This window comes from Ruegeria sp. CF3, assembly GCF_056537365.1.
The window spans coordinates 1522933-1544052 of record NZ_JBQFRK010000001.1; the positions used below are offsets into that span (position 1 = coordinate 1522933).

Below are 21120 nucleotides of genomic sequence, written 5' to 3' on the forward strand. Positions count from 1 at the left end.
GGACTAGTGTCCCAAAGCGCCCATTTGCTGCGGCAGATACAGCACCACGATGGGCACCAGCACGATCAGCGCGAGGCGGAAGATATCGGCGATCCAGAACGGAGTGACGCCACGAAATATGGTGCCGGTCGAGACGTCACCCACCACGCCTTTCAGGATGAAGACGTTCAGGCCAACGGGTGGCGTGATCAGCGAGATTTCGGTGACAACCACGACGACGATGCCAAACCAGATTGGGTCATAGCCCAGAGACGTGACCAACGGGAAGAAGATCGGAACCGTCAGCAACAGCATCGAGAGGGATTCGAAGACGCAACCCAGAATGATGTAGATACCAAGGATCATCAGGATCACGACAAACGGAGCCACATCATAGGCGGTCACCATCGCGATCAGGGCTTCGGGCAAACCGGCCAGATTGATGAAATTTGAGAATATCTGCGCACCAATCAACACCGCAAACAGGGCAGACGCGGTAAAGCAGGTCTCTTTCAGCACCTCGAATGTCGAGCCAACCGTGAGGCCCCCACGAAAGAGTGCAATCAGAAAGGCCCCAGCGGCCCCCATACCTGCGGCCTCGGTGGGTGAGAATGTCAGGTTTAGGGGCTCAAAATCGAAGGCTCCATAAAGCCCGCCAATCACTAGGAAGAACAACAACAGCACCGCCCAAACCGAACCCAGCGCACGGATGCGTTCGGACCATGTGGCACGCTCTCCGGCTGGGCCGGCCTCGGGGTTGCGCCAGACGGTCCAGCGCACGGCGAAGAGGTAGAACAGAATGCCGAGGATGCCAGGGATGATGCCCGCCATGAACAGTTTCCCGATCGAGGTCTCGGTCAGCAACCCGTAGATGACCAGAATGACCGATGGAGGGATCAGAATGCCAAGCGTACCACCGGCGGCAATCGAGGCGGTCGAGAGTTCATCGGAATAGCCGTAACGCCGCATCTGCGGCATCGCGACCTTTGACATCGTGGCGGCGGTTGCCAGCGACGATCCGCAGATAGCCGAAAATCCGCCACAGGCCGCAACCGTTGCCATGGCAATACCACCGCGCATGTGGCCAAGAAAGGCGTTGGACACCGCGTAAAGCTCGCGCGCCATGCCGCCCTTGTTCACGAACAGGCCCATCAGGATGAACAGCGGTACAACCGACAGACCATAGTCCTGCGCAGTGTCGGTGATCTGTCGGCCCACCATGGACATGGCAGCCTTCATCCCGCGCTCATCAAAGATCGAGCCGCCACGCTCATAGGCAAAGCCCAATGTGCCGACCAGACCCATGGCAAAAACGATAGGAAGGCGCACCAGCACCAAGATCAATACAATCGCAAATCCGATTAGCGCTGCGGTCATTACATAGGCTCCGACAGTGTATTTGGGGCGAAGGCCTTTAGCAGCCCAGTGGCGATCATCACCAGTGCAGTGATGGCAACAGACAGGGTAATGAACCAGCCGATCAGGTAGGTGGGGATTGAAAGATATTCGGTTACATCCCCATAATCCCGCGCTCGCTCGGCCAGGACCCAAACGCGCTGGACCGGCCAGAACAGCATGATGCCGCTGACCACATAGATCACAACGTCCCGCGCACGCGACAGATGCAGACGGTGGAAGAACCCGTCTGTCAGATCGACCGCGATATGGCCATTGGTGGTGGAGACGATCGGGAGGACAGAAAACACCAGAATTGCCATCAGAATGCGCGTCAGCTCGGTGGCGGCCTCAATGGGCGCATTGAAGACCGAACGCAGGATCACGTCGCAAAAGGTCATTACCATCAGGATAAACAGTGCAATGCAGGCCACGATCACGGGAAGGGCGCTGGCACGGCGCACAAGCTGAATAATAGGGGTCATGGGAAACTCGCGCAGGGTAAGTCAGGGCGGCGCAAGAGCCGCCCTGCAGTCGGATCAGTTCGAGGACATTTCCGATTTGATCATGTCATATGCGGCCTGAGCGTCGACACCTGTTGCGTCAACCTCGGCGATGACCTTGCCGCGGATGTCTTCGGCGATCGCCGAGAACTTCTCCATATCCGCATCTGTGGCAGCGTTGATGGCATTGCCTTCTGCCGCCTCGGTTGCCTCACGTCCAGTGGCGTCGATCTCATCCCAGATTTTGCCGATCTCACGGCTCAGCGGTTCGCCGAACACGTTTTCTTCCAGCGCCGTCTGCAGCTCGGGTGGCAGATCTGCGAAGGTGTCTTCGTTCATGATGAAGGCAAACGAACCGCGATAAAGACCACCGGGCATCTCATACACATTCTGCGCAACCTCTGTCAGCTTGAAACCCTTGCGCGATTCCAGCGGCATGACGACACCGTCCGCCGCTTTCGACGCCAGTGTTTCATAGACTTTCGGAGCAGGCACCTGAATGCCGGTCGCACCAAGCGCCGCACCAACGTCTCCGCCAACGCCACCCGGGATACGTACTTTCAGGCCCGAAACCTCATCCAGAGTGGTTACTGGCGCGCTGGAATGCAGCTGCGCGGGTCCATGCGTGTGCAAGGCGATGACTTTGACACCACGATGCTCGTCAGCAGCTTTCAAGTACTTGTCGTAGGCGCGCCAGTAGGCAACCGAAGCGTCCTCGGCCGAGCCTTCGTAACCAGGCAGTTCGATCAGCTTGGTGGTGACGAAGCGTCCCGGTTGATAGCCATGAAAGATAATCGAGGCATCGGCCGCGCCATCCATAATCAGGTCCATCTGCGCAGGCGGTGGAGCGATACCCAGCTTAAGCTCTGCGGTGACCTGCCCGTCAGTGGCCTCCTCTACCATTTCGACGAATTTGGGCCACATCTTTGCGTTGATGCCGTGGGTGGGTGGGGCCCAGCTGGAAATTGTCAGGGTGTAGTCAGCCGCAAAAGCAATGGTGCCGGACACCGCCAAGGTTGCAGACGCCAACAATGTGGTGAGCTTGGTGAATTTCATGACCGGGTCTCCTCCTCAAAATCGCAAGTCGTGAATGTGTTAATGGTACGTTTTGTAACTATCAACGACGAGAAATGCTGTTCCGCCCGCTGGCCAAATGGCATTTCCGATCGCCGAGTCACAAACGGCTATAGAATTTATTGACCAACCGTTCGGTTTATGCAAGAAGTTTGTTGTAACTTATGAAAAGCGAACCGGGCATGTCCGACACGATTATTTCGCAGAATATGGGTCAATGGGTTGAAATTACACTCAATCGCCCTGATCGCCTGAACAGTTTCACGGATGAGATGCACTATGCCCTGCGCGCTGCACTTGAGGCCGCGCGTGACGGTGGTGCACGAGCGGTGCTGTTAACCGGCGCGGGGCGCGGGTTCTGCGCAGGGCAGGATTTGGGCGATCGAAACCCTGCCACGATGGAGGGTCCGCCGGATTTGGGCTATACGGTTCGCACCTTCTACGCGCCTTTGGTCCGCCTGATCAGGTCCTTGGAATTACCTGTTGTCTGCGCCGTCAATGGCGTTGCCGCCGGGGCGGGTGCGAATCTCGCCTTGGCTTGTGATGTGGTACTTGCCGCTGACTCCGCCAAGTTTATCCAATCATTTTCCAAAGTGGGCCTGATCCCTGATACCGGCGGCAGTTGGCATCTGCCACGTTTGCTGGGTGAAGCCCGAGCCAAAGGGCTGGCCCTGACTGGGCAACCCCTGCCAGCAAAGCAGGCTGCGGATTGGGGGCTGATCTGGAAAGCAATTCCAGACGCTGAACTAATGACCGAGGCGCGCGCGCTAACGGAACAGTTCGCCAATGGTCCAACGCTGGGACTTGGCCTGACGAAACAGACGATACAGGCGGCTGCCACGAATACCCTGACCGATCATCTCGAGATTGAGGCGGACGCAATGAAAACCTGCGGCGAAAGCGTCGACTATGCCGAGGGCGTTACTGCGTTTCTGGAAAAGCGTGCGCCAGTATTTCGGGGAGAATGAGATGACGCCGAAGGAACGCGCCCAGAAAGCCGCTGCTGCCATGTGGGGGCGGGACAATGCCTCGAAATGGGCAGGCATGGAACTGGTGGAGATGGATGAAGGCGCTGCGACGCTGGCGTTGCAGGTGGCTGACCATCACTGCAACGGGCACGGGATCTGCCATGGCGGCGTGACATTCATGTTGGCCGACAGCGCCTTTGCCTTTGCCTGCAATAGTCGCAACCAGTCCACAGTCGCCCAGCACAATGTGATCAGCTACGTCGCGCCCGCGCGATCCGGTGATCTGCTGACGGCCCGCGCAACGGAACTGAGCCTGACAGGGCGCAGCGGCATCTATGACGTATCCATAACCAACCAAGCCGGACAAAAGATCGCAGAATTTCGGGGCTTTTCCCGCGCGGTCAAAGGCCCGGTGTTTGACGAGACCTGAGATGAGGGGGATGGCATGAAGGATCTTACTCCGAACAAGGCGGATCTTGATCCGATCGAGATCGCCTCGATTGATGAAATCCGCAACCTACAGTTGGATCGGCTGAAATGGTCGCTGCGCCATGCTTATGACAACGTGCCTATGTACCGGCAGCGGTTTGATGAGGCCGGTGTGCATCCTGACGACCTTCAGTCCCTCAGTGATCTGGCACGGTTTCCGTTTACCTACAAAAACGATCTGAGGGAAAACTATCCCTTTGGTCTGTTTGCAGTCCCGCGTGAGCAGATCATTCGTGTTCATGCCTCGTCGGGAACCACGGGCAAGCCAACCGTCGTGGGGTATACGCAAGGCGATATCGATAATTGGGCGGATCTGGTGGCGCGGTCGTTGCGTGCCAGCGGTTTGCGCCGGGGCGACATGGTGCACAACGCCTATGGCTATGGCCTGTTCACCGGCGGCCTGGGCGCGCATTATGGAATCGAACGTCTGGGGGCCACGGTCGTCCCGATGAGCGGTGGGCAGACCGGCAAGCAGGTTGATCTGATCACCGACTTCAAACCAGACGGGATTATGGTAACACCATCCTATATGCTGAACATTCTTGAGCAGTATCACAAGATTGGACTCGATCCGCGCGAAAGTTCCTTGGCTGTCGGCGTCTTTGGCGCTGAACCTTGGACGGATTCGATGCGCTCCGAGGTTGAACAGGCTTTCGATATGCATGCCGTCGATATCTATGGCCTGTCCGAGATCATGGGACCGGGCGTCGCCAATGAGTGCGTCGAAACCAAAGATGGGCCCGTGATCTGGGAAGACCACTTCTACCCCGAAATCATCGACCCGCAGACCGGCGAGGTCATGCCTGATGGTGAGATTGGTGAACTGGTCTTTACCACGCTGACCAAAGAAGGTCTTCCGATGATCCGCTATCGCACCCGTGACCTGACGCGGCTTTTGCCCGGCACGGCGCGGTCGATGCGTCGGATGGAAAAGATCACGGGCCGCTCGGATGACATGATCATTCTGCGGGGTGTCAACGTCTTCCCCAGTCAGATCGAGGAGCAGGTTCTGGCAACCGGCGGTCTGGCGCCCTACTACCAGATCGAACTTTATAAAGCTGGCCGGATGGACGCGATGCGCGTGCATGTCGAAGCAACGCCAGATGCAGCCGATGAGCTGAGCAAAACCGCCGCTGCTCGGATGCTATCTCGTCGGATTAAAGAGGTGGTTGGCATCTCGACCGAGATCGATATAGGCGAGCCGGGCGAGGTTGAACGCTCACAGGGCAAGGCCCGGCGCGTGATTGACAATCGGGACAGCTAAGCGACAGACGGAGGGTCAGGATTTGGCGCGCACGATAGCAAAAGACCACGACCATAAACGAACACGTATCCTGAAATGCGCCGCCCGCGTCTTCGCGCAGGAAGGATTTGATCGGGCGTCAATGTCTCAGCTGGCGCGGGAGTGCGGGATATCCAAGGCCAATATCTATCATTACTACGACAGCAAGGACGCCATTCTGTTTGATATTCTCGACAGTTACCTGCTGCAATTGCGTGACCAGGTTTGCGGCTTGGACCTTGACGGGATGGAACCCGCGGATCGCTTGAAACGGGTGGTGCGGGAAATCCTACTGGCCTATCAAGGCGTGGATGATGAGCATCGCGTGCAAACCAGCGGCATGTCCGCATTGCCCGAAGAGCAGCAGAATCTGCTGCGTGGCTATCAGCGGGATCTGGTGGTGTTCGTCAGCGACATCATCGCCAGCATCTCGCCTGCAACTTTTAAGGATGATGCGGCCAAGCTTCGAGCCACGACCATGTCCGTTTTCGGAATGTTGAACTGGTTCTACATGTGGAATGCCGGGGCGGATGCCAACGCGCGCAGCGATTACGCCGCGTTGGTAAGCAATCTGACATTATCAGGTGTTGATGGCCTTTGAACCCTTGTTGGCACAGAGTTGATTTGGCTCTTCGGTCAGGATGAGGTTCAATAAGGGCGGAGGTTACCCATGCAACGCCCTGATCGTTTCGATAAATTCTATTTCGCCAAAGTAGGTCTGGGCGAAGCCTGTGGCTGCGCCGAGCGGGTGATTGACGTTTTTGAGTTCAATCGGAAATGTGGTGCTAAAGCCCAGCAGTCATTGAAGAAAGATCGGCGAAAGCGTCGCACGCTTCGCGGATTGGCCGTGAAGTATGGGTTGCTGAGCCGTAAACGCCAACTTTGAAAGCTAGGGTACTTTAAGTCCCAGCTTTTCGATCTGTTCGGTCGCTTTTACTGTCCACTGATCTTTCATCTCAATCCCGGTTAATTGCCGCAGCCCCAGCTTGCGGAGCGTTTCGGTTTTCTCGGCTGTGCCTGCCCCAAAACTTGCCGCGACCCGGGGCCACCAATAGTCGACCGACGCTTGCATTTCTGCAGCCTTTCCCTGTTCGATCAGCTTGCCCGCACCCTCAAGCGCAAGCTCCCCATGGCGCGCCTCGATCGGGGAAATCCCGCGGAAGGCCTCGGCCAGAGGCTGATAGGATATCTGCGAAAACTGGGCGAGTTGGACGTCAACCGCCTGGCTCATCAGCAGGTTCATAACCACGGCATCTTCCCATCCTTCGATCGGATAGTTGAATACAGCAAGGCGCATGTCGTGTTCGGACCGCGTAGCCCCGATATCCGCATCACGATCCAGACGTGTGGTCCAGGGATGGTGATTTGCATAGCGGTCAGTGTTGGCTCCGAACTCGCCCATGATTTTCAGGACACGATCTGCGTTGTCGGTCTTTTCCAGCACAATCTTGGCCGCCGCGATGCGTTCCTTAATGCCCGGGCCCAGATTTATGATGTCGGCAAAGCCCGCTGCGCCGGCCAGTTCGCTGTCCACGAAGGTCGCCATCAGTTTCATGAGCTCTGCACGATAGCGCGGAGGCACGTTGGTTGGATTACTCAGGACACCACCCGCTGCCAAATAGCTCTCGATTGTCATGTCTTCAGCCATCATTCCCTCCGTCTACTGATCGTAGTCCACGACAACGGTGTCGGTCATCGGATAGGCCTGACAGCTCAGGACGTATCCTTTCTCGACTTCGTAGTCTTCCAATGCGTGATTGGCGACCATCTCGACCTCGCCTTCAAGCACTCGGCAGCGGCAGGTTGAACAGACCCCGGCCTTACAGGCGTAAGGCGCGTCCATCGCATTCTCCAACGCGGCATCGAGAATCGATTGATCCTTCGGCATGGTGATCGTTTGCGTTGCCCCGTCCATGGTGATTGATGTTTTGGTTTGGTTGTCCCGAGACGCCGTGTCCGCCCCGCTCACTTTGCGCTTGACCCGACCGGGTTGAGCGCTGGCGAAGAGTTCAAACTTGATCTGCCCGTCGTTCAGCCCATGCGCCCGCAGGGCTGAGGCAATGCCCAGCATCATCGGCTCGGGGCCGCAGATAAAAGCCGTGTCGACGTTCTGAATATCGATCCAGTGTTCAAAAAGTTCGGCACATTTGTCCTGCGTGACCAGACCGGTAAAAAGCTCGATTTCCTGCGCGTCTGTTTCCAGAATATGGATCACGTTCAAACGCCCCATATAGAGGTTCTTGAGGTCCTCAAGCTCCTCTCGGAACATGATCGTGTTCACGCCCTTGTTGGCATAAACCAATGTGAACCGCGAATGTGTTTCTCGGGCGAGCGTCGTCTTCAGGATCGAGAGAACCGGCGTGATGCCCGACCCACCCGCAAAGCCCAGATAATGCTTTTCGGCGGAGGGATCGATTGCGGTGTAAAAGCTGCCCATCGGCGGCATCGCCTGCACCGTATCGCCCACCTTTAGATCGGAGTTGGCCCAGGTCGAGAATGCGCCGCCATCCACGCGCTTGATCCCCACCTGCAGAATGCCCTCATCCTTGCCCGCGCAGATCGAATAGGACCGGCGCAGTTCTTCCCCGTCGAAATCGCGGCGGAAGGTCAGGTACTGGCCTTGGGTAAAGTCGAATTCATCGGCTGAACCGTTTACAGGTTTCAACGTCACGACCACCGCATCGCGGATGGTTTTGTGAACATCGGTAACTTCCAGATCATGAAAGCGTGCCATCCGGTGATCCTCCCTCAGATGCACTTGAAATAGTCAAAAGGTTCCAGGCAGTCGGTGCAGCGCCAATGGGCCTTGCAAGGGGTCGAGCCAAACTGGCTGACCTTTTCAACCGCCTTGCTACCGCAATGTGGGCAGCGTTCAGGTCCACCTGCAGGCTGCGGCGGGGCGATGCCGTAATCCTCGAGCCGAGCACGGCCCTTGTCGCTGAGCCAATCGGTGGTCCAAGCCGGTGCGATACTTGTCTCGATCCGCAGATCGTCGATTCCATGATCACGCAGTGCAGTTTCGATATCCATGCTGATGACCGAGGTCGCCGGGCAGCCTGAATAGGTCGGCGTGACGGTAACCGTCAGAGTGTCATCATCCCATCGCACATCGCGTACAATGCCCAGATCGACGACCGAGATCACCGGAATCTCAGGGTCTGGTACAGCGTCCAGCCATTCCCACACCTGATCCGTTGAAGCCCGCATTGATCCTTACCACTTCGCGCCGGGATATGCGCGCTGCAACCACTGCATCTGTGTCAGAAGATGGCCCAGATGCTCGGTATGCATGCGACCGTCGCGCCCGCCCTTATGGGCAAAGCGGCTTTCGGGAATGGTTAGTGTCGCCTCGGACAGCACACGCTCGATCAGAGCGTCATATTCTGCGCGCAGATCTGCCGGGTTCGGGGCAATCCTCGCCGTAACCATTTCTGCATCAACATCGTCACTGGCAAACATCTCGCCGACATATGGCCAGAGATAGTCCAGCGCCTCTTGCATGCGGGCATGACTTTCCTCGGTCCCGTCGCCGAGGCCCACAACCGTGTCGCCCGAGCGTTCGAGGTGATAGCTAACTTCTTTGCTGGCCTTGGCGGCAATCGCCGCGACCCGGTCGTCAGAGGATGTCATCAGACGCCCCAGCATGATCGAATGCCACGCATCGAACAGGAACTGACGCATCAGCGTGCGGCCGAAGTCGCCGTTCGGCACTTCGACCAGCAGCACATTGCGGAAATCCCAGGCATCTCGCAGAAAGGCCAGATCATCGGCGGATTTTCCGCCGTCGATCTCACCCGCAAGACCCAGCCACATCTGAGTCTGACCGATCAGGTCCAGCGCGGTATTGGCCAGCGCGATGTCTTCCTCCAGCACAGGCGCATGACCGCACCATTCGCTGACGCGATGGCCGAGGATCAGGGTATTGTCCCCCATCCGAAGCAGAAACTGCAGCAAAGCGTCATTGGAAACCGGAACACTCATTACATCGCCCCCACTTCTTCGGGAATATCGAAGAAGGTTGGATGGCGGTACACTTTGCTTTCGCTGGGCTCGTACAGCGGACCTTTGTCGCTGGGCGATGAGGCCGAGATGTTGTTGGCCTCAACCACCCAGATCGAAACGCCTTCGTTGCGGCGCGTGTAGACATCGCGCGCGTTCTTGATCGCCATTTCCGCGTCCGGGGCGTGTAACGACCCAACATGGCGGTGGCTCATGCCATGTTGTCCGCGGATGAAGATTTCCCACAGGGGCCATTCGTTGTTCATTTGGTATCCTCCTCAGGGCAGTCTTATTCTGCAGCCAGATTTGCGGCGCGTTTCTTGCGGGCATGAGCCAGCAGCCCGTCGCGAACCCATTTACCGTCGTCCCACGCCTTGTTACGCGCGGCCAGCCGGTCGACATTGCAGGGGCCGTTGCCCTTGATCACATCGAAAAACTCGGACCAGTCCGGGTCGGTGTAATCATAATGGCCCCGTTCTTCGTTCCATTTCAGGTCCGGGTCAGGGATACTCAGACCCAGATATTCGGCCTGAGGCACGGTCTGATCCACGAATTTCTGGCGCAGCTCGTCATTGGTGTTGATCTTGATCTTCCACGCCATGGATTGCGCCGAATGCACGCTTTCCTTGTCCGACGGCCCGAACATCATCAGCGACGGGTACCACAGTCGATTTATTGCATCCTGCGCCATCTTACGCTGTTCTGGCGTACCCTCTGCCATCTTGCGGATCGCATCATAGCCCTGGCGCTGGTGAAAGCTCTCTTCTTTGCAGATGCGGATCATTGCGCGCGAGTATGGTCCGAAGGATGTCCGCTGCAGCGGAACCTGGTTCATGATCGCAGCGCCATCGACCAGCCATCCGACCGCGCCTATATCGGCCCAGTTCAGTGTCGGGTAGTTGAAGATCGACGAATACTTCATGCGCCCGTCCAGCAGCATCTCGGTGATCTCATCCCGGCTGACACCCAGCGTTTCTGCCGCGCAATAGAGATACAGCCCATGCCCGGCCTCATCCTGCACCTTGGCCAGCAGGATCGCCTTGCGCTCCAGCGTTGGCGCTCGGGTGATCCAGTTTCCTTCGGGCAGCTGGCCTACGATTTCAGAATGTGCGTGCTGGCCAATTTGACGGATCAGTGTCGCGCGATAGTCGTCGGGCATCCAATCCTTGGGCTCGATCTTGATATCGGCGTCGATCTTGTCCTGAAACGCGCGCTCCTGCTCGGTCATCTCCTCGCGGGATTTCACGCCTGTTCCGGCTGTTTTGATCATCTGAGCGTACATGTGAGGTCTCCTCCCTTACACACGTTCAAGAATAAGTGCGGCACCCTGCCCTACCCCGACACACATGGTACAGAGCGCGTAGCGGCCTCCGGTGCGGCGCAGTTGATAGGCAGCAGTCATCACTAGCCGCGCACCGCTCATTCCAAGCGGGTGGCCAATGGCGATTGCCCCGCCATTTGGGTTCACATGCGGCGCATCATCAGGCACCCCGAGTTCGCGCAGCGTGGCTAGGCCCTGCGAGGCAAACGCCTCGTTCAATTCTATCACATCCATCTGATCGATGCTGAGCCCAGCCCGTGCAAGCACCTTACGGCTGGCTGGAACCGGGCCGATGCCCATCACGCGCGGCTCCACTCCAGCAACGGACATGCCAACCACACGGGCAATCGGGGTCAGGTCGTTCTTTGCCGCAGCAGTTTCATTTGCCATCAGGATCGCCGCCGCGCCGTCGTTAACACCCGAGGCGTTTCCAGCGGTCACAGTCTTGTCCAGACCGTTGATGCCCTTTAGGCCAGACAGTTTCTCTGCTGTAGTCCCCGGTCGCGGATGCTCGTCCGTATCGACCACCACCGGGTCACCTTTGCGCTGGGGGATTGTGACCGGGGTGATCTCCTCCTGAAACACCCCGGTCTGGTGCGCCGCGGCCCAGCGGGCCTGGCTGCGTTCGGCAAACGCGTCCTGATCGGAGCGACTGATACCATAAGCTTCCGCTACGTTATCCGCTGTTTCGGGCATCGAGTCGATACCAAATTCCTTTTCCATTTTCGGGTTCACAAAGCGCCAGCCGATCGTGGTGTCGTAAACGGCATTGGCACGAGTAAAGGCGGATGTTGCCTTGGGCATCACAAATGGCGCACGCGACATGCTTTCGACCCCACCCGCGATCGCCATGTCATAATCCCCAGCCTTGATGGCGCGCGCAGCCATGCCCACCGCATCCATGCCAGACGCGCAGAGCCGATTGATTGTCGTTCCCGGTACATCCACCGGCAGCCCTGCCAGCAACGCCGCCATCCGCGCCACATTGCGGTTGCTTTCACCGGCTTGGTTCGCATCGCCATAAATCACGTCGTCCAGACTGGACCAATCCACCTGTGGGTTACGCGCGACAAGCGAAGCGATTGGCAGGGCGGCAAGATCATCTGTGCGCACCTGGCTTAGTCCACCACCATATCGTCCGATCGGGGTGCGCTGGGCGTCGCAGATAAAGGCGTCCATAGGTCGATTACTCCGAATTTGAATTCACATCATTAAGTGACCGGTAGGTCGGTTAATAAGCCTCTCATCGATTCGCAGCAAGCTTTATGTTACTTCATCTACGTTTTCTTGCTTTTTCCGTAACGCTTTGGCTTGCTGCGAGTAACTTGGTCGTGTGAAACGTAGTCTTTGCCGGCTTACCATCTGCGCCGATGCCGTCTCAGACCTTTGATAAGGGTTCCTTCAACACAAAATTTGACAAATCGAAAACGTACTTAGACCGCTTCGAATAGGCAGTTTGAAATGTTGCCATTCTGAGATTGGAGTTCCGGTAAACGTTTGTATCTGAGGCAGACATCGCACCAGATTGTCTGGTTTTGACCTATAGCGTTTAATGAATGACACTTAACAACTTTCGTCGCAAAAGCCGCCTTCAGTCATCGACAATCATCAAGTTAACTTTGAAAAGAAGCGTTGAATGCTCAATGCACAGAAGCCGAGACGACATCCATCATTCGCAGCTGTCTATCGGAGATCAAGTTGATCCCGTTAGAACGGAAGTATGCGATTAAACTTGTCGAGGAACTGTCGGTGTATTTGCGTTGGTTGAGATTCAAAACGAACAAAGCCGCCGTGCGGCGGTCTGTTCGGTGCTTTGTTCGACCCAATTGCTTACGGTAGGGCGCAACCACCGATGCCGAACGCAACTGAAATGCCAAGTATAGGCGGTGATTACAACGGATCGTCGCAACACGTGCGTTGAACCGTTTTGCTGGCGTTTGCTTTTTTTTGCATTTCAGCATTCGAAGTGCGAGCACAAAACAATGACACGGAAGTTAACAACCTATTCGTAGAGGCGGTAGAGCTTTACCGGCAGTCAAAAAAAGTGTCTGGAAACGCCAAGTTAGAGGCATACAAAAAAGTCCAGAGTCTCTTCGAGAAGATTCTGAGCGACTGTACTGAATTAAAGCCTGCAAGAGGGGCGGCCCGGGAGGGTCACCATTGCCAGCCTTCCCAACTCCAGACCGAAAGGATGGAACGATTTGAAACGCGAAATTGATCGGGTTTTCAGGTCAGATACGATAACGGCACGGGGGCGAATGAAACCGCAGCGGACGCTGCATTTTGCGCGCATCTTGCGTGGCGGCTATGATGCCGCTGAACCCAATCAATTCTTAGAGCAAAGAGGCTGGACGCTTTTATATGCTTACAAAGCGATCGTGCTCTTGTCGGTGATGTGACCGCTTCTATCACTTGACGAAGCACACTATGGGCCTAGCTATGCGCATTTGTTTGGCACACGAGACCAAGCAATTTGGAAAGCTCAACACACCACGCATGGTCTAGCCCAAAATCATAGTTCTCGGCCTAGCGGCACGAGACGAGGCTGAGATTCGCGCTATTGCCGAATAAATGACCGTTATTTTTATATCTGATGCTGTGTTTGGCAGTTTACTTGGTTTAGTTGCTAAGAATGAAGCTTCCGGCGAAAACAAAATGCCCAAGCGGCAACTGTACGTCGCACTGCTACAAATCCAGTGCAGCGAATGCTGAATTGTGCTAACCTTACACCGCTGCAGCGGTTTGCTCATTGCGTGAACGTTTTGCCGTCCAATCGCACTTAGCTGATTGCTGTTGTTTTTAAGTCTTTGCTTTTTTGTCGTTAAGTTTTTCCGGGAGGGTTTTATGATCAGTAGTCTTTGCGCAGCCTTTTTTAGCAAGGCTCGTTACGGAACTCCGATGTGTTTATTGGTTTCATTGTCCATTGCGACGGATGTTCGCGGTCAGGACAACGAAATCGTGACGGTGCCAAGTGTTTTCTACAGCTATCTGTCCGAGGAAAAAGATTCTGAAGGTAACCACATAAAGAAGTTTTTTGACCTAAAAGAGCTTTCCGACCAAATAAGCGAGTTGGGCCTAAGCTCCGAGTCCGCACTTGCGATAAATGCTTCGGAGGAGGATGGTTATAGATCATTGAACGAAGATGCTTTTATCAATGCTCTGAGACAAAGTGATAACCCTGGGTTGGAAGCACTTGGTGACTCACTCGGGTATTTTGAAGATGAAGAACTGAACGGTGGTGGAGTGCAAGCCGCGGCAGCGATAGAAATGCTAACAGTTTCTGACATCGGCGCAGAAAAGTGTAAGGCGCTTCCGCCTGCCCCACCAGATCTGGGCAATCCAAATAACAAATGGGAAATCTACAAAACGGCTATTTTGGGTCGCAGTTCCATGACTGCCGTCCAGTACGCTTTTGATCAAGACGCGAACGAGGGCCTTGGTCGTGGCCAATTCGACATAAGAACCACCAAGTTTGTCCTATGTCGTAATCTACTTACGAACGACATAGAGGGCATCCCAATCAATGTGCGGTGGGTATTCAATGTGAATGGCCAAAGCCTGAAAGTCGAAGAATCAGGCGGCTTTTCAAACCCGCCGCCCAATGGTGGTTCGTATCAGCAGCGATTTATTGCAAGAGGAACGGGAATTCAGCTTGTACTTATGCAAATTGACGGCACGGCGCTGCCGCCCAACAACCCTGCATACCTGATTGTAGGGAATGCCTGTATCGACATTTGGTTCGTGGATAAGGTTAATGGTTTTGACATTTCCGTGCCGGCGTCGCTGCCAAACGCAGGTGTGTTTTGTGCGGGCGGCTATTGCAAGGGCGTTCCACCGGGTTTGGATGCGACGCGATAGGTCAATTCTTCTCGCACGCCAAAATTGAGGCATCGATAAAAACGAGATGCGCTTATGTGAGCGCAGCGAATGGCGCTTTGGGCTTTGTGACCTGCGGTAGTGATCGCGACTTACGCCGTAAATCAAGAGAACTGGCGACTAGTTCATGTTGACAAATGGCGACGCCAAAGTCGGTTGGACTCAATGTCTATGAATCCGAGGAAGCTCTCTGCGGTCTTGTGGTAGCGGGTCGCAACACGTCGAGCGTTTTTGAGCCTGTAAAAGCAGCGCGAGACCCGATTTCGCGGCCGGTAGAGTGAACGGTCGACACCAACGCGCATCTATATGATTTTCAGCATCGGTATCTGGGTCATCACATCTCGATTATTCATCTGTCTACGTGTTTTGTCAGCATCATAGCCGCGATCAGCTATCAACACGCGCGGCTAAGGCAGATTGTCTACCTTTACCAAATCGAAACCACGATAATCAGATGTCCAACCCGGTGTGATATCGGTCCTCATATGCAGGCCGTGTGCGTTTTCGAGCAGGTGTGGGTCACACGCCCATTCTGAAAGAGAACATGCGAGCAGGTCTGGACCTTCCTACTCGCGTTCTTTCCTTCGATCAGAATGATCGCCTGCGGATCTGCTACACCGGCTCCCAGTTTCTTGAAGTCCGGCATGGGTTCACAGACGCCTCTGCGTTGCGTGCATTTCAAAGCCAGATGAAGGACGACCAAGCGAGAAAAGCCCCGCACAGGACCCTTCACGTGCGTAGTTATATCCAGCTTTCTACGGGACATCGCTGGTGGAGCCTTCGACATGGAAGTTCATGCCGGCTCGCCTAAATGGGCAAATGCAACGTTCGCGAAGTAGAAAAAACGGCGCCGGCTGAAACACGCAACGCGCGACAGGGTCGCCAAACTCACCGCTCTGTCAGCGCGTGTTCACGATGGGCGGTTTTGAACAACGACCGAGGCAATAGTGGACACCGGCCGCGGCGTTGGGTTTTAGTGTCATTGGTACGCCCGTTTCCTCCGGGAACATCATGTCAATACAGGCGGTCCCGTTATCCGCAAAGATCAGGGGGATACGATTCAGACTTCCGGGTGGAACTGTGCTTTGATCGAATTTTTTCCATTTTGCGCGGCCCTTGCCAAGCTCCCAATTCGCTTCCCAATAGTTGACGATTTTGATGTCCTGTTTCGCGGCATAAAGCTTGTATTCGAACGGCTCCGCCATGGCAGCGCTGACCTTCAGTTCTGTCGCATCAAAGGCTTTGTGAAATACACCTTTTATCGCGTCTTCTATAGTTTTTTTGTCGACCCTGGCGTTCCCGGCCTCGACGTGGAAGTACTGGTAACGAACTGCTGGCGTCAGCCTTCCCGCACGCGAGACTGCGGTTCGCATCAGGACACAGAGACGAAGGTCGCCGCTTGATTTTGCATACGGACCATCTGCGCCGCCAGAATAATAATACCCGGCGAGCCTAGAGTCGTGCAGACATTTGTCCAATATCTGCCCCTTGACCGAAACTGTCCTTGTGCCGAACAGGTTCCTGTTGTTCGCAACCCTTACAACCGGCTCGGTTGCGACCCCGGAAAATCCGCCGTAGTCACGGACAACCGACGCACGGTTAATGGCAGGACAAAACTCCTGCTGGGGATCGCAAGGGGGCTCACTGAGCTGCGACAGGAGCCTTTTGAAATCCGCTTCCGTGAACTCTTTCACTGGCTTGGGCGGGTCTTCCAGATTCTTGTTAGGAGATACTCCGCCCGCGACCACCTTCTGGTCGGGCAGGTTGATCGTGTTGAATGATGATCCCTTCTCGTCTTCCACTACATAGGAACAACCGGAAAAAAGAGCGACAATGCAAGTTAACAGCAACATACTTAAACTGGGTCTTTTCATAATTTACTCCGACAACAAAATTCGAGTAATGCCAGAACCGTAGCACGTTCGGTTTAAAAAATCTAAGAATTCCCCCGGTTTGCGGGAAAATGTGGACTGTGAACGGGATTTCGGGTTGCAGGGTGCAGCGTGGTCAAACGGCGGGATGGGCCTTAATCTTCTTTTCGATTGTATCGGTCAGCCGTTCATGGAACCTGATGGAGGAGACCGCAAGAATCTCACGGGCTTTGGACATTTCCACGGCGGCTTCTTCCGGATCGCCCTGATGGAGCAAGGCATCCGCAAGCAGGCTGTGCGAGAAGGCAACGATCTGACCCGATCCTGTCTCCACATATTTTTCAAGCCCGTCCCGTAGGGTCTTGACACCCGTTGCTTCGCCACATCTGGTCTCGGCCCATCCCACAAGTACGGCGGACCAGTGTTCCCAATACTTGAATTTCTTTCTTTTGCTGGTTTCGTACGCTTCCTTGGCAAATTCTAGACAGGGTGCGGGCTCACCGTAGGTACAGTAAATGGACGCGATAATGCTCAACGCGTAGCAGCGGGAGAATTCGCTGCGTTCGGCGCGGGTTTTGGCTATCGCCTGCTCCAGTTCCGAGCGCACCTTGTCATCTTCAGGGTCCTGCAGAGTACGTGCCCAGCAGCGCATCACCATATCGACAATTTCCGTATCCGCTGGATAGAATCGGTTGATTTCGCTCAAGTCGCACTGGGCGCGATGTTCAATTGCACGGTCCAGATGAGAAATCGCCTGGTCGAATTCGCCCCTAAGCAGCGAAGCCAAGCCGCTATTGTGTTCGCTTAAGGTGTGCAAAGCGGCATTGGGGTCATCGGCCAGCATGTCAGTCATTTGTTCGCAATACGGCCAGGCGGCATCGGGGCGGCCACCGATCAAGTGTTCACCTATGAGCTGGTGGAGGTTGGTAAAAGCCACTTCGTGATCGCCACTTTTCTCGTTAAGCGCGATCAGCTTTTCCAGATTTCTTGTGATGTCGGGCGAGCCCCAGCTGCGCATTTCAAGGGCGACGGCGAGAGACTGGCGCAATTTGATCTCGATCTGGTCGGACGTTTCGTGGTGCTCAAGCCTGTCGTGCGCCTCGATCGCGGCGCTCATCTGGGCAATTGCTTCGTTGCTGGCATAGTTGCGCAGGCTCAGCTTGGCAGCTTCGTGCCACCGATCCCGCGCAGCGTCGAATTGTTCCGCCTTTTTGTAGTGTAGCGCCAGAATTTCGGGCTGACGTGCGCAAAGGTTCGCAAAACGCGCTACCATGGTTTCGGCAATGCGGAGGTGAAGACTCCTTGCCTGTTGTGGTAAGATCGCCTCGTAGGCGACATCGCTGATCAGGGCATGGCGGAAAGAAAAACTGCTTTCGCCTCCTTCAAATTTCTCCACCATGGTCTGTGCGCGTGCGAGGTTTTGAAGCTCTGACAGGATTTCATCGACCGGTCGCCCAGCAACGGCGGCGACGAGATCACTCGTAAAGCCCTGTCCCAGAGCGGCACAAATTGAAATCGTGTCCGGTGCGACGCTCAGATGGTCGAGCCGGACCCGGAGCAGGTCCTTCAAGTTCGACGGGAATAGTGTTTCTTGTTTCAAATGGCTGTCCGGCTGGATTGAACCCGCGGAGCGGGCCAGCATACTCACCATTTCCTCAACAAAGAGCGGTACGCCTTCCGAGCGGGTGATGATGGTTTCCATAAGCCCGTTCAGTGCCATTCCGTCGCTCATCAGTGCTTCGAGTAGCTGTGCTGTTTCGCGCGTGCCCAAACTGGGCAACGACAATGTGGTGACCTTGGGCAGGTTCGACCACCTTGGTGTGTATTCAGGGCGGTAGGTGCCCAGTACCATGACCCGCAGATTGCCGATTCGCTCCAGCAGGTTGTTGAGCAACTCTTCGGAAGAGGGATCGATCCATTGCAGGTCTTCGAAGAGGATAAAGACAGGTTTTTTGAGCGAGGCGCGTTCGACGTAGTTTTGCAGGATCTCAAAAGTGCGCGTTTTAATCTCTTCGGGCGCCACAGGCGGGCGTTGCTCCGGCGCACCGAAAGAAAGCAGGTTGGAAAACAGTGAGGTCACTTCGTCGGAGGCGTTGCCGCGCTCTTCCAGAAACGTTTTCAGTTTGGATTCACGCTCTTTGAGAGTGTCGTTTTCCTTAAGGCCGACAGCATTGATGATATGTGACTTTATTGGAAAGAACGAGCTGTTTTCATGGTAGGGTGAGCACTGGAAGCTGAGCCTCTGGCCCATGGGGAGAACGAGCGTTTGCTGTATTTCCTCTGCTAGACGCGACTTTCCGAGCCCCGCCTCGCCAGAGAGAAATATTGCCTGTCCTTCGCCACGGCAGGCGGCGTTCCAGCGTCTGCGCAGCAAGTTGAATTCGCCTTCACGTCCAATCAGGGGGGTTAGCGCGCCGTGCATCCGCTTCTCGAAGCGTAGCTCTGTCTTTCGAGATTCTTTGACCAGCCAAACACTTACAGGGCGCGAAAATCCTTTCAGTTGGTGTTTGCCGATCGAAGTGCAGCGGAAGTTGTACCCCAAAAGCCGCCGCGTTCGCCCAGATATGGCAATTTGCCCAGGATCGGCCAGCGCCTGAAGGCGGGCGGCGAGGTTGGGGATATCCCCCAGCACGAAACTGTCGACCTGTTGTGTGCCGTGCATAATATCTTCGAGCAGAACATCGCCGGTCGCTATGCCAATGCGCACGGACAGTTTTTCTAGCGGGGGAACAGGGATCACGCTCACTTTTTCGATGATTGCAAGTGCCGTGAGCACTGCGCGCTCTGCATCATCTTCGTTGGCTACCGGGTGACCGAAGTAGGCAACCACCCCGTCACCGACGAATTGAGCGACATAGCCGAAATTCTCTTTGATCGCTTCAGCACAGAGGTTCTGAAAGGCCTTGAGCGAGTCTCGATACTGCTCGATCCCCAGTTCCTGCACGAGCCCTGTCGAGTTGACCAAATCAACGAACATGATCGTCATCTGACGCAACTCGCCGATGGACCTTCGCGGCCGTTCTGTCGCGATTTCGAAGGCGGAGGCGGATTCCTGAAAACCGGCAACGTCGGGGTCTTCCCTCTCCTCCGGCAGCGCCCTCATCGCTTTGAGAAGTCGTTTGCTATCGCCAAGCGCGATGCCAAGGCTTGCGAAATCCTGCTCAGAAAGCTCTCCGATGACGTCTAAATCAATGGAATTGGCTTCCATCACGTCGAGGTATTTTTCCAACTTCAGAGATTCGAGCCATGACTTTAATGTAAGCATCGGCAACGGGCCCTTCAATTCTCTACGGTTCTGGCAGGCCGGTTAACGCGAAGCCAATCCCGGATTAATGAAGCCAACAAGAACTCGCGCCAAATGTCAAAGGATGTGCGCTGTTTGTGCCGGAAGCACAACTACTACTTGAAGGCGCAGTTGCCGAACGGGTTAGACGTCGGTTGAAAGAAGACGCGATCCGGGATTTGAAGATCAACGACCACGACATGGTAAAAGAAGTCCGCGAACGCGTGAGCCATGGCTACCGTATCCAGCACAGTCGCGGTCTTTGAACACGGTGCGGATTCAGCAAGATCTTCATGTTCAAACGCAATCCCGATCAAACGATAAGAGAGAAGATCACCGTAATGCTGTCCGGTGCGGTCAAGCGGGGCTGGGACTGAACCTGTTGTCAGTTGCGCAGAAGAGATCGGGGCCGGGTTGACACGTATCGGCGTTAACCGACCGGAGTGGCCTCGTCGCTTGTCAGAGAGAGGAGGTATCCAGGCACTCACCCGGCACCCTTGCGCTTGAGACTATCACGTCCGGATAACCACCCAAAGTCAAAACAGACAAAATTTAAATAACTTCATTGAGTTAAACGTGTAGAAGTCGGGCCTGATCTCAGTAGTGGTAACCGTGAGGTAACCACGCCGTGCTGCCCTTGACAGGCAAGCAACGGCTCACAGGTTAAGAGTACTATCAACCCACCAGCCGTGATGGCTGGGCCGCAATCATTGGGAGGAAATAGGACGACTCATCGTCCTTGACACACTCGATGGCAATGATCCTGATCTCGTTTGCGCGATCCGTCATCTCAAGCGAAAACGACATCCATCATTCGCAGCTGTCTATCGGAGATCAGGTTGATCCCAGATGATGGAAAGTATGCGATTGAACTTGTTGGAGAGTTGGCAGGTTTGCTTGCGTTGGGAGCATCTCAGAACGAACAAAGCCGCCCTGAGGCGGCTCGTCTGACACTGCGTTCGACTGTAATGGTTGCGGGAGCAGGATTTGAACCTGCGACCTTCAGGTTATGAGCCTGACGAGCTACCGGGCTGCTCCATCCCGCGACACTTTAAGTGACCTATCGCTTACGCTACTTGA

The 21120-nt window shown here is 55.4% G+C and carries 19 protein-coding genes, 1 tRNA gene and 1 pseudogene; 7 read left to right on the forward strand and 14 right to left on the reverse strand.

Features of this window, described 5'->3' with window-relative positions; all coding sequences use genetic code 11:
- Positions 1-3: 3 nt before the first annotated feature.
- From ACR0KC_RS07620 to ACR0KC_RS07630, 3 genes are read right to left on the reverse strand one after another with little or no spacing between them, the layout of a single operon-like run.
- A complete protein-coding gene (locus tag ACR0KC_RS07620) occupies positions 4-1356 on the reverse strand; it encodes a TRAP transporter large permease (RefSeq protein ID WP_170397698.1) in 1353 nt (450 codons plus the stop codon).
- Complete coding sequence (locus ACR0KC_RS07625) at positions 1356-1859, reverse strand: TRAP transporter small permease (RefSeq protein WP_170397701.1); 504 nt, start codon at positions 1857-1859, stop codon at positions 1356-1358. The genes ACR0KC_RS07620 and ACR0KC_RS07625 overlap by 1 nt, the downstream gene beginning before the upstream one ends.
- Before the next feature lie 54 nt (positions 1860-1913).
- Positions 1914-2933, reverse strand: coding sequence for a TRAP transporter substrate-binding protein (locus ACR0KC_RS07630; RefSeq protein ID WP_170397704.1), 1020 nt, complete (start codon positions 2931-2933; stop codon positions 1914-1916).
- A 200-nt stretch (positions 2934-3133) separates the two neighbouring features.
- On the opposite strand from ACR0KC_RS07630, the gene paaG reads away from it, so the two are divergent.
- From paaG to ACR0KC_RS07655, 5 genes are all read left to right on the forward strand, one after another.
- Positions 3134-3919: a 2-(1,2-epoxy-1,2-dihydrophenyl)acetyl-CoA isomerase PaaG gene (paaG, locus tag ACR0KC_RS07635; protein ID WP_170424494.1), complete on the forward strand. Its 786-nt coding sequence runs from the start codon at positions 3134-3136 to the stop codon at positions 3917-3919.
- 1 nt (position 3920) lies between these two features.
- Positions 3921-4349: a hydroxyphenylacetyl-CoA thioesterase PaaI gene (paaI, locus tag ACR0KC_RS07640; protein WP_170397710.1), complete on the forward strand. Its 429-nt coding sequence runs from the start codon at positions 3921-3923 to the stop codon at positions 4347-4349.
- Positions 4350-4364: 15 nt separating this feature from the next.
- Positions 4365-5672 carry a phenylacetate--CoA ligase PaaK gene (paaK, locus tag ACR0KC_RS07645; protein ID WP_170397713.1) on the forward strand — a complete coding sequence of 436 codons (1308 nt, stop codon included), beginning with the start codon at positions 4365-4367 and terminating at the stop codon, positions 5670-5672.
- Positions 5673-5694: 22 nt separating this feature from the next.
- Positions 5695-6291 (forward strand): TetR/AcrR family transcriptional regulator, encoded by a 597-nt coding sequence (locus ACR0KC_RS07650; RefSeq protein WP_170397716.1) that lies wholly within the window; start codon positions 5695-5697, stop codon positions 6289-6291.
- Between the two features lie 69 nt (positions 6292-6360).
- Positions 6361-6576: a hypothetical protein gene (locus ACR0KC_RS07655; protein ID WP_170596871.1), complete on the forward strand. Its 216-nt coding sequence runs from the start codon at positions 6361-6363 to the stop codon at positions 6574-6576.
- A gap of 3 nt (positions 6577-6579) precedes the next feature.
- Here the strand turns inward: ACR0KC_RS07655 and ACR0KC_RS07660 are convergent, their stop codons facing one another.
- Genes ACR0KC_RS07660 through pcaF form a run of 7 tightly spaced genes read right to left on the reverse strand, consistent with a single transcriptional unit; the run spans position 6580 to position 12189 of the window.
- Positions 6580-7338, reverse strand: coding sequence for a Phenylacetic acid catabolic protein (locus ACR0KC_RS07660; RefSeq protein WP_170647372.1), 759 nt, complete (start codon positions 7336-7338; stop codon positions 6580-6582).
- Between the two features lie 12 nt (positions 7339-7350).
- Positions 7351-8424: a 2Fe-2S iron-sulfur cluster-binding protein gene (locus ACR0KC_RS07665; protein ID WP_480771678.1), complete on the reverse strand. Its 1074-nt coding sequence runs from the start codon at positions 8422-8424 to the stop codon at positions 7351-7353.
- Between the two features lie 14 nt (positions 8425-8438).
- Positions 8439-8897, reverse strand: a complete 459-nt coding sequence (gene paaD / locus ACR0KC_RS07670; protein WP_170511230.1) for a 1,2-phenylacetyl-CoA epoxidase subunit PaaD — start codon at positions 8895-8897, stop codon at positions 8439-8441.
- Between the two features lie 6 nt (positions 8898-8903).
- Positions 8904-9671: a 1,2-phenylacetyl-CoA epoxidase subunit PaaC gene (paaC, locus tag ACR0KC_RS07675; protein ID WP_223117613.1), complete on the reverse strand. Its 768-nt coding sequence runs from the start codon at positions 9669-9671 to the stop codon at positions 8904-8906.
- A complete protein-coding gene (paaB, locus tag ACR0KC_RS07680) occupies positions 9671-9955 on the reverse strand; it encodes a 1,2-phenylacetyl-CoA epoxidase subunit PaaB (protein WP_170404692.1) in 285 nt (94 codons plus the stop codon). Before paaB ends, paaC begins: the two co-directional genes overlap by 1 nt.
- Before the next feature lie 23 nt (positions 9956-9978).
- Positions 9979-10971 (reverse strand): 1,2-phenylacetyl-CoA epoxidase subunit PaaA, encoded by a 993-nt coding sequence (paaA, locus tag ACR0KC_RS07685; protein ID WP_170404695.1) that lies wholly within the window; start codon positions 10969-10971, stop codon positions 9979-9981.
- Positions 10972-10986: 15 nt separating this feature from the next.
- Positions 10987-12189, reverse strand: coding sequence for a 3-oxoadipyl-CoA thiolase (gene pcaF, locus ACR0KC_RS07690; RefSeq protein ID WP_170596866.1), 1203 nt, complete (start codon positions 12187-12189; stop codon positions 10987-10989).
- Positions 12190-13211: 1022 nt separating this feature from the next.
- Here pcaF and ACR0KC_RS07695 point away from each other — a divergent pair.
- Complete coding sequence (locus ACR0KC_RS07695) at positions 13212-13409, forward strand: hypothetical protein (RefSeq protein WP_480593604.1); 198 nt, start codon at positions 13212-13214, stop codon at positions 13407-13409.
- 445 nt (positions 13410-13854) lie between these two features.
- Entirely contained in the window at positions 13855-14868 is a 1014-nt protein-coding gene (locus ACR0KC_RS07700; RefSeq protein ID WP_170515268.1) for a hypothetical protein, read from the forward strand.
- 143 nt (positions 14869-15011) lie between these two features.
- Here the strand turns inward: ACR0KC_RS07700 and ACR0KC_RS07705 are convergent.
- The 4 genes and pseudogenes from ACR0KC_RS07705 to ACR0KC_RS07720 form a co-directional block, all read right to left on the reverse strand.
- A pseudogene (locus ACR0KC_RS07705) lies at positions 15012-15401 on the reverse strand (transposase); the annotation flags it as partial.
- Between the two features lie 384 nt (positions 15402-15785).
- On the reverse strand, positions 15786-16760 hold the full coding sequence (locus ACR0KC_RS07710) for a hypothetical protein (RefSeq protein WP_170734236.1): 975 nt from the start codon (positions 16758-16760) through the stop codon (positions 15786-15788).
- 133 nt (positions 16761-16893) lie between these two features.
- On the reverse strand, positions 16894-20022 hold the full coding sequence (locus ACR0KC_RS07715) for an adenylate/guanylate cyclase domain-containing protein (protein WP_480771679.1): 3129 nt from the start codon (positions 20020-20022) through the stop codon (positions 16894-16896).
- A gap of 987 nt (positions 20023-21009) precedes the next feature.
- Positions 21010-21086 (reverse strand) — tRNA-Met (locus ACR0KC_RS07720).
- Positions 21087-21120 lie beyond the last annotated feature (34 nt).

Bases quoted from the DNA above. Each gene is read 5' to 3' on its own strand.
- ACR0KC_RS07620 (WP_170397698.1), bottom strand. From the start codon at position 1,356: ATGACCGCAGCGCTAATCGGATTTGCGATTGTATTGATCTTGGTGCTG.
- ACR0KC_RS07625 (WP_170397701.1), bottom strand. From the start codon at position 1,859: ATGACCCCTATTATTCAGCTTGTGCGCCGTGCCAGCGCCCTTCCCGTG.
- ACR0KC_RS07630 (WP_170397704.1), bottom strand. From the start codon at position 2,933: ATGAAATTCACCAAGCTCACCACATTGTTGGCGTCTGCAACCTTGGCG.
- paaG (WP_170424494.1), top strand. From the start codon at position 3,134: ATGTCCGACACGATTATTTCGCAGAATATGGGTCAATGGGTTGAAATT.
- paaI (WP_170397710.1), top strand. From the start codon at position 3,921: ATGACGCCGAAGGAACGCGCCCAGAAAGCCGCTGCTGCCATGTGGGGG.
- paaK (WP_170397713.1), top strand. From the start codon at position 4,365: ATGAAGGATCTTACTCCGAACAAGGCGGATCTTGATCCGATCGAGATC.
- ACR0KC_RS07655 (WP_170596871.1), top strand. From the start codon at position 6,361: ATGCAACGCCCTGATCGTTTCGATAAATTCTATTTCGCCAAAGTAGGT.
- ACR0KC_RS07660 (WP_170647372.1), bottom strand. From the start codon at position 7,338: ATGGCTGAAGACATGACAATCGAGAGCTATTTGGCAGCGGGTGGTGTC.
- ACR0KC_RS07665 (WP_480771678.1), bottom strand. From the start codon at position 8,424: ATGGCACGCTTTCATGATCTGGAAGTTACCGATGTTCACAAAACCATC.
- paaD (WP_170511230.1), bottom strand. From the start codon at position 8,897: ATGCGGGCTTCAACGGATCAGGTGTGGGAATGGCTGGACGCTGTACCA.
- paaC (WP_223117613.1), bottom strand. From the start codon at position 9,671: ATGAGTGTTCCGGTTTCCAATGACGCTTTGCTGCAGTTTCTGCTTCGG.
- paaB (WP_170404692.1), bottom strand. From the start codon at position 9,955: ATGAACAACGAATGGCCCCTGTGGGAAATCTTCATCCGCGGACAACAT.
- paaA (WP_170404695.1), bottom strand. From the start codon at position 10,971: ATGTACGCTCAGATGATCAAAACAGCCGGAACAGGCGTGAAATCCCGC.
- pcaF (WP_170596866.1), bottom strand. From the start codon at position 12,189: ATGGACGCCTTTATCTGCGACGCCCAGCGCACCCCGATCGGACGATAT.
- ACR0KC_RS07700 (WP_170515268.1), top strand. From the start codon at position 13,855: ATGATCAGTAGTCTTTGCGCAGCCTTTTTTAGCAAGGCTCGTTACGGA.
- ACR0KC_RS07710 (WP_170734236.1), bottom strand. From the start codon at position 16,760: ATGAAAAGACCCAGTTTAAGTATGTTGCTGTTAACTTGCATTGTCGCT.
- ACR0KC_RS07715 (WP_480771679.1), bottom strand. From the start codon at position 20,022: ATGCTTACATTAAAGTCATGGCTCGAATCTCTGAAGTTGGAAAAATAC.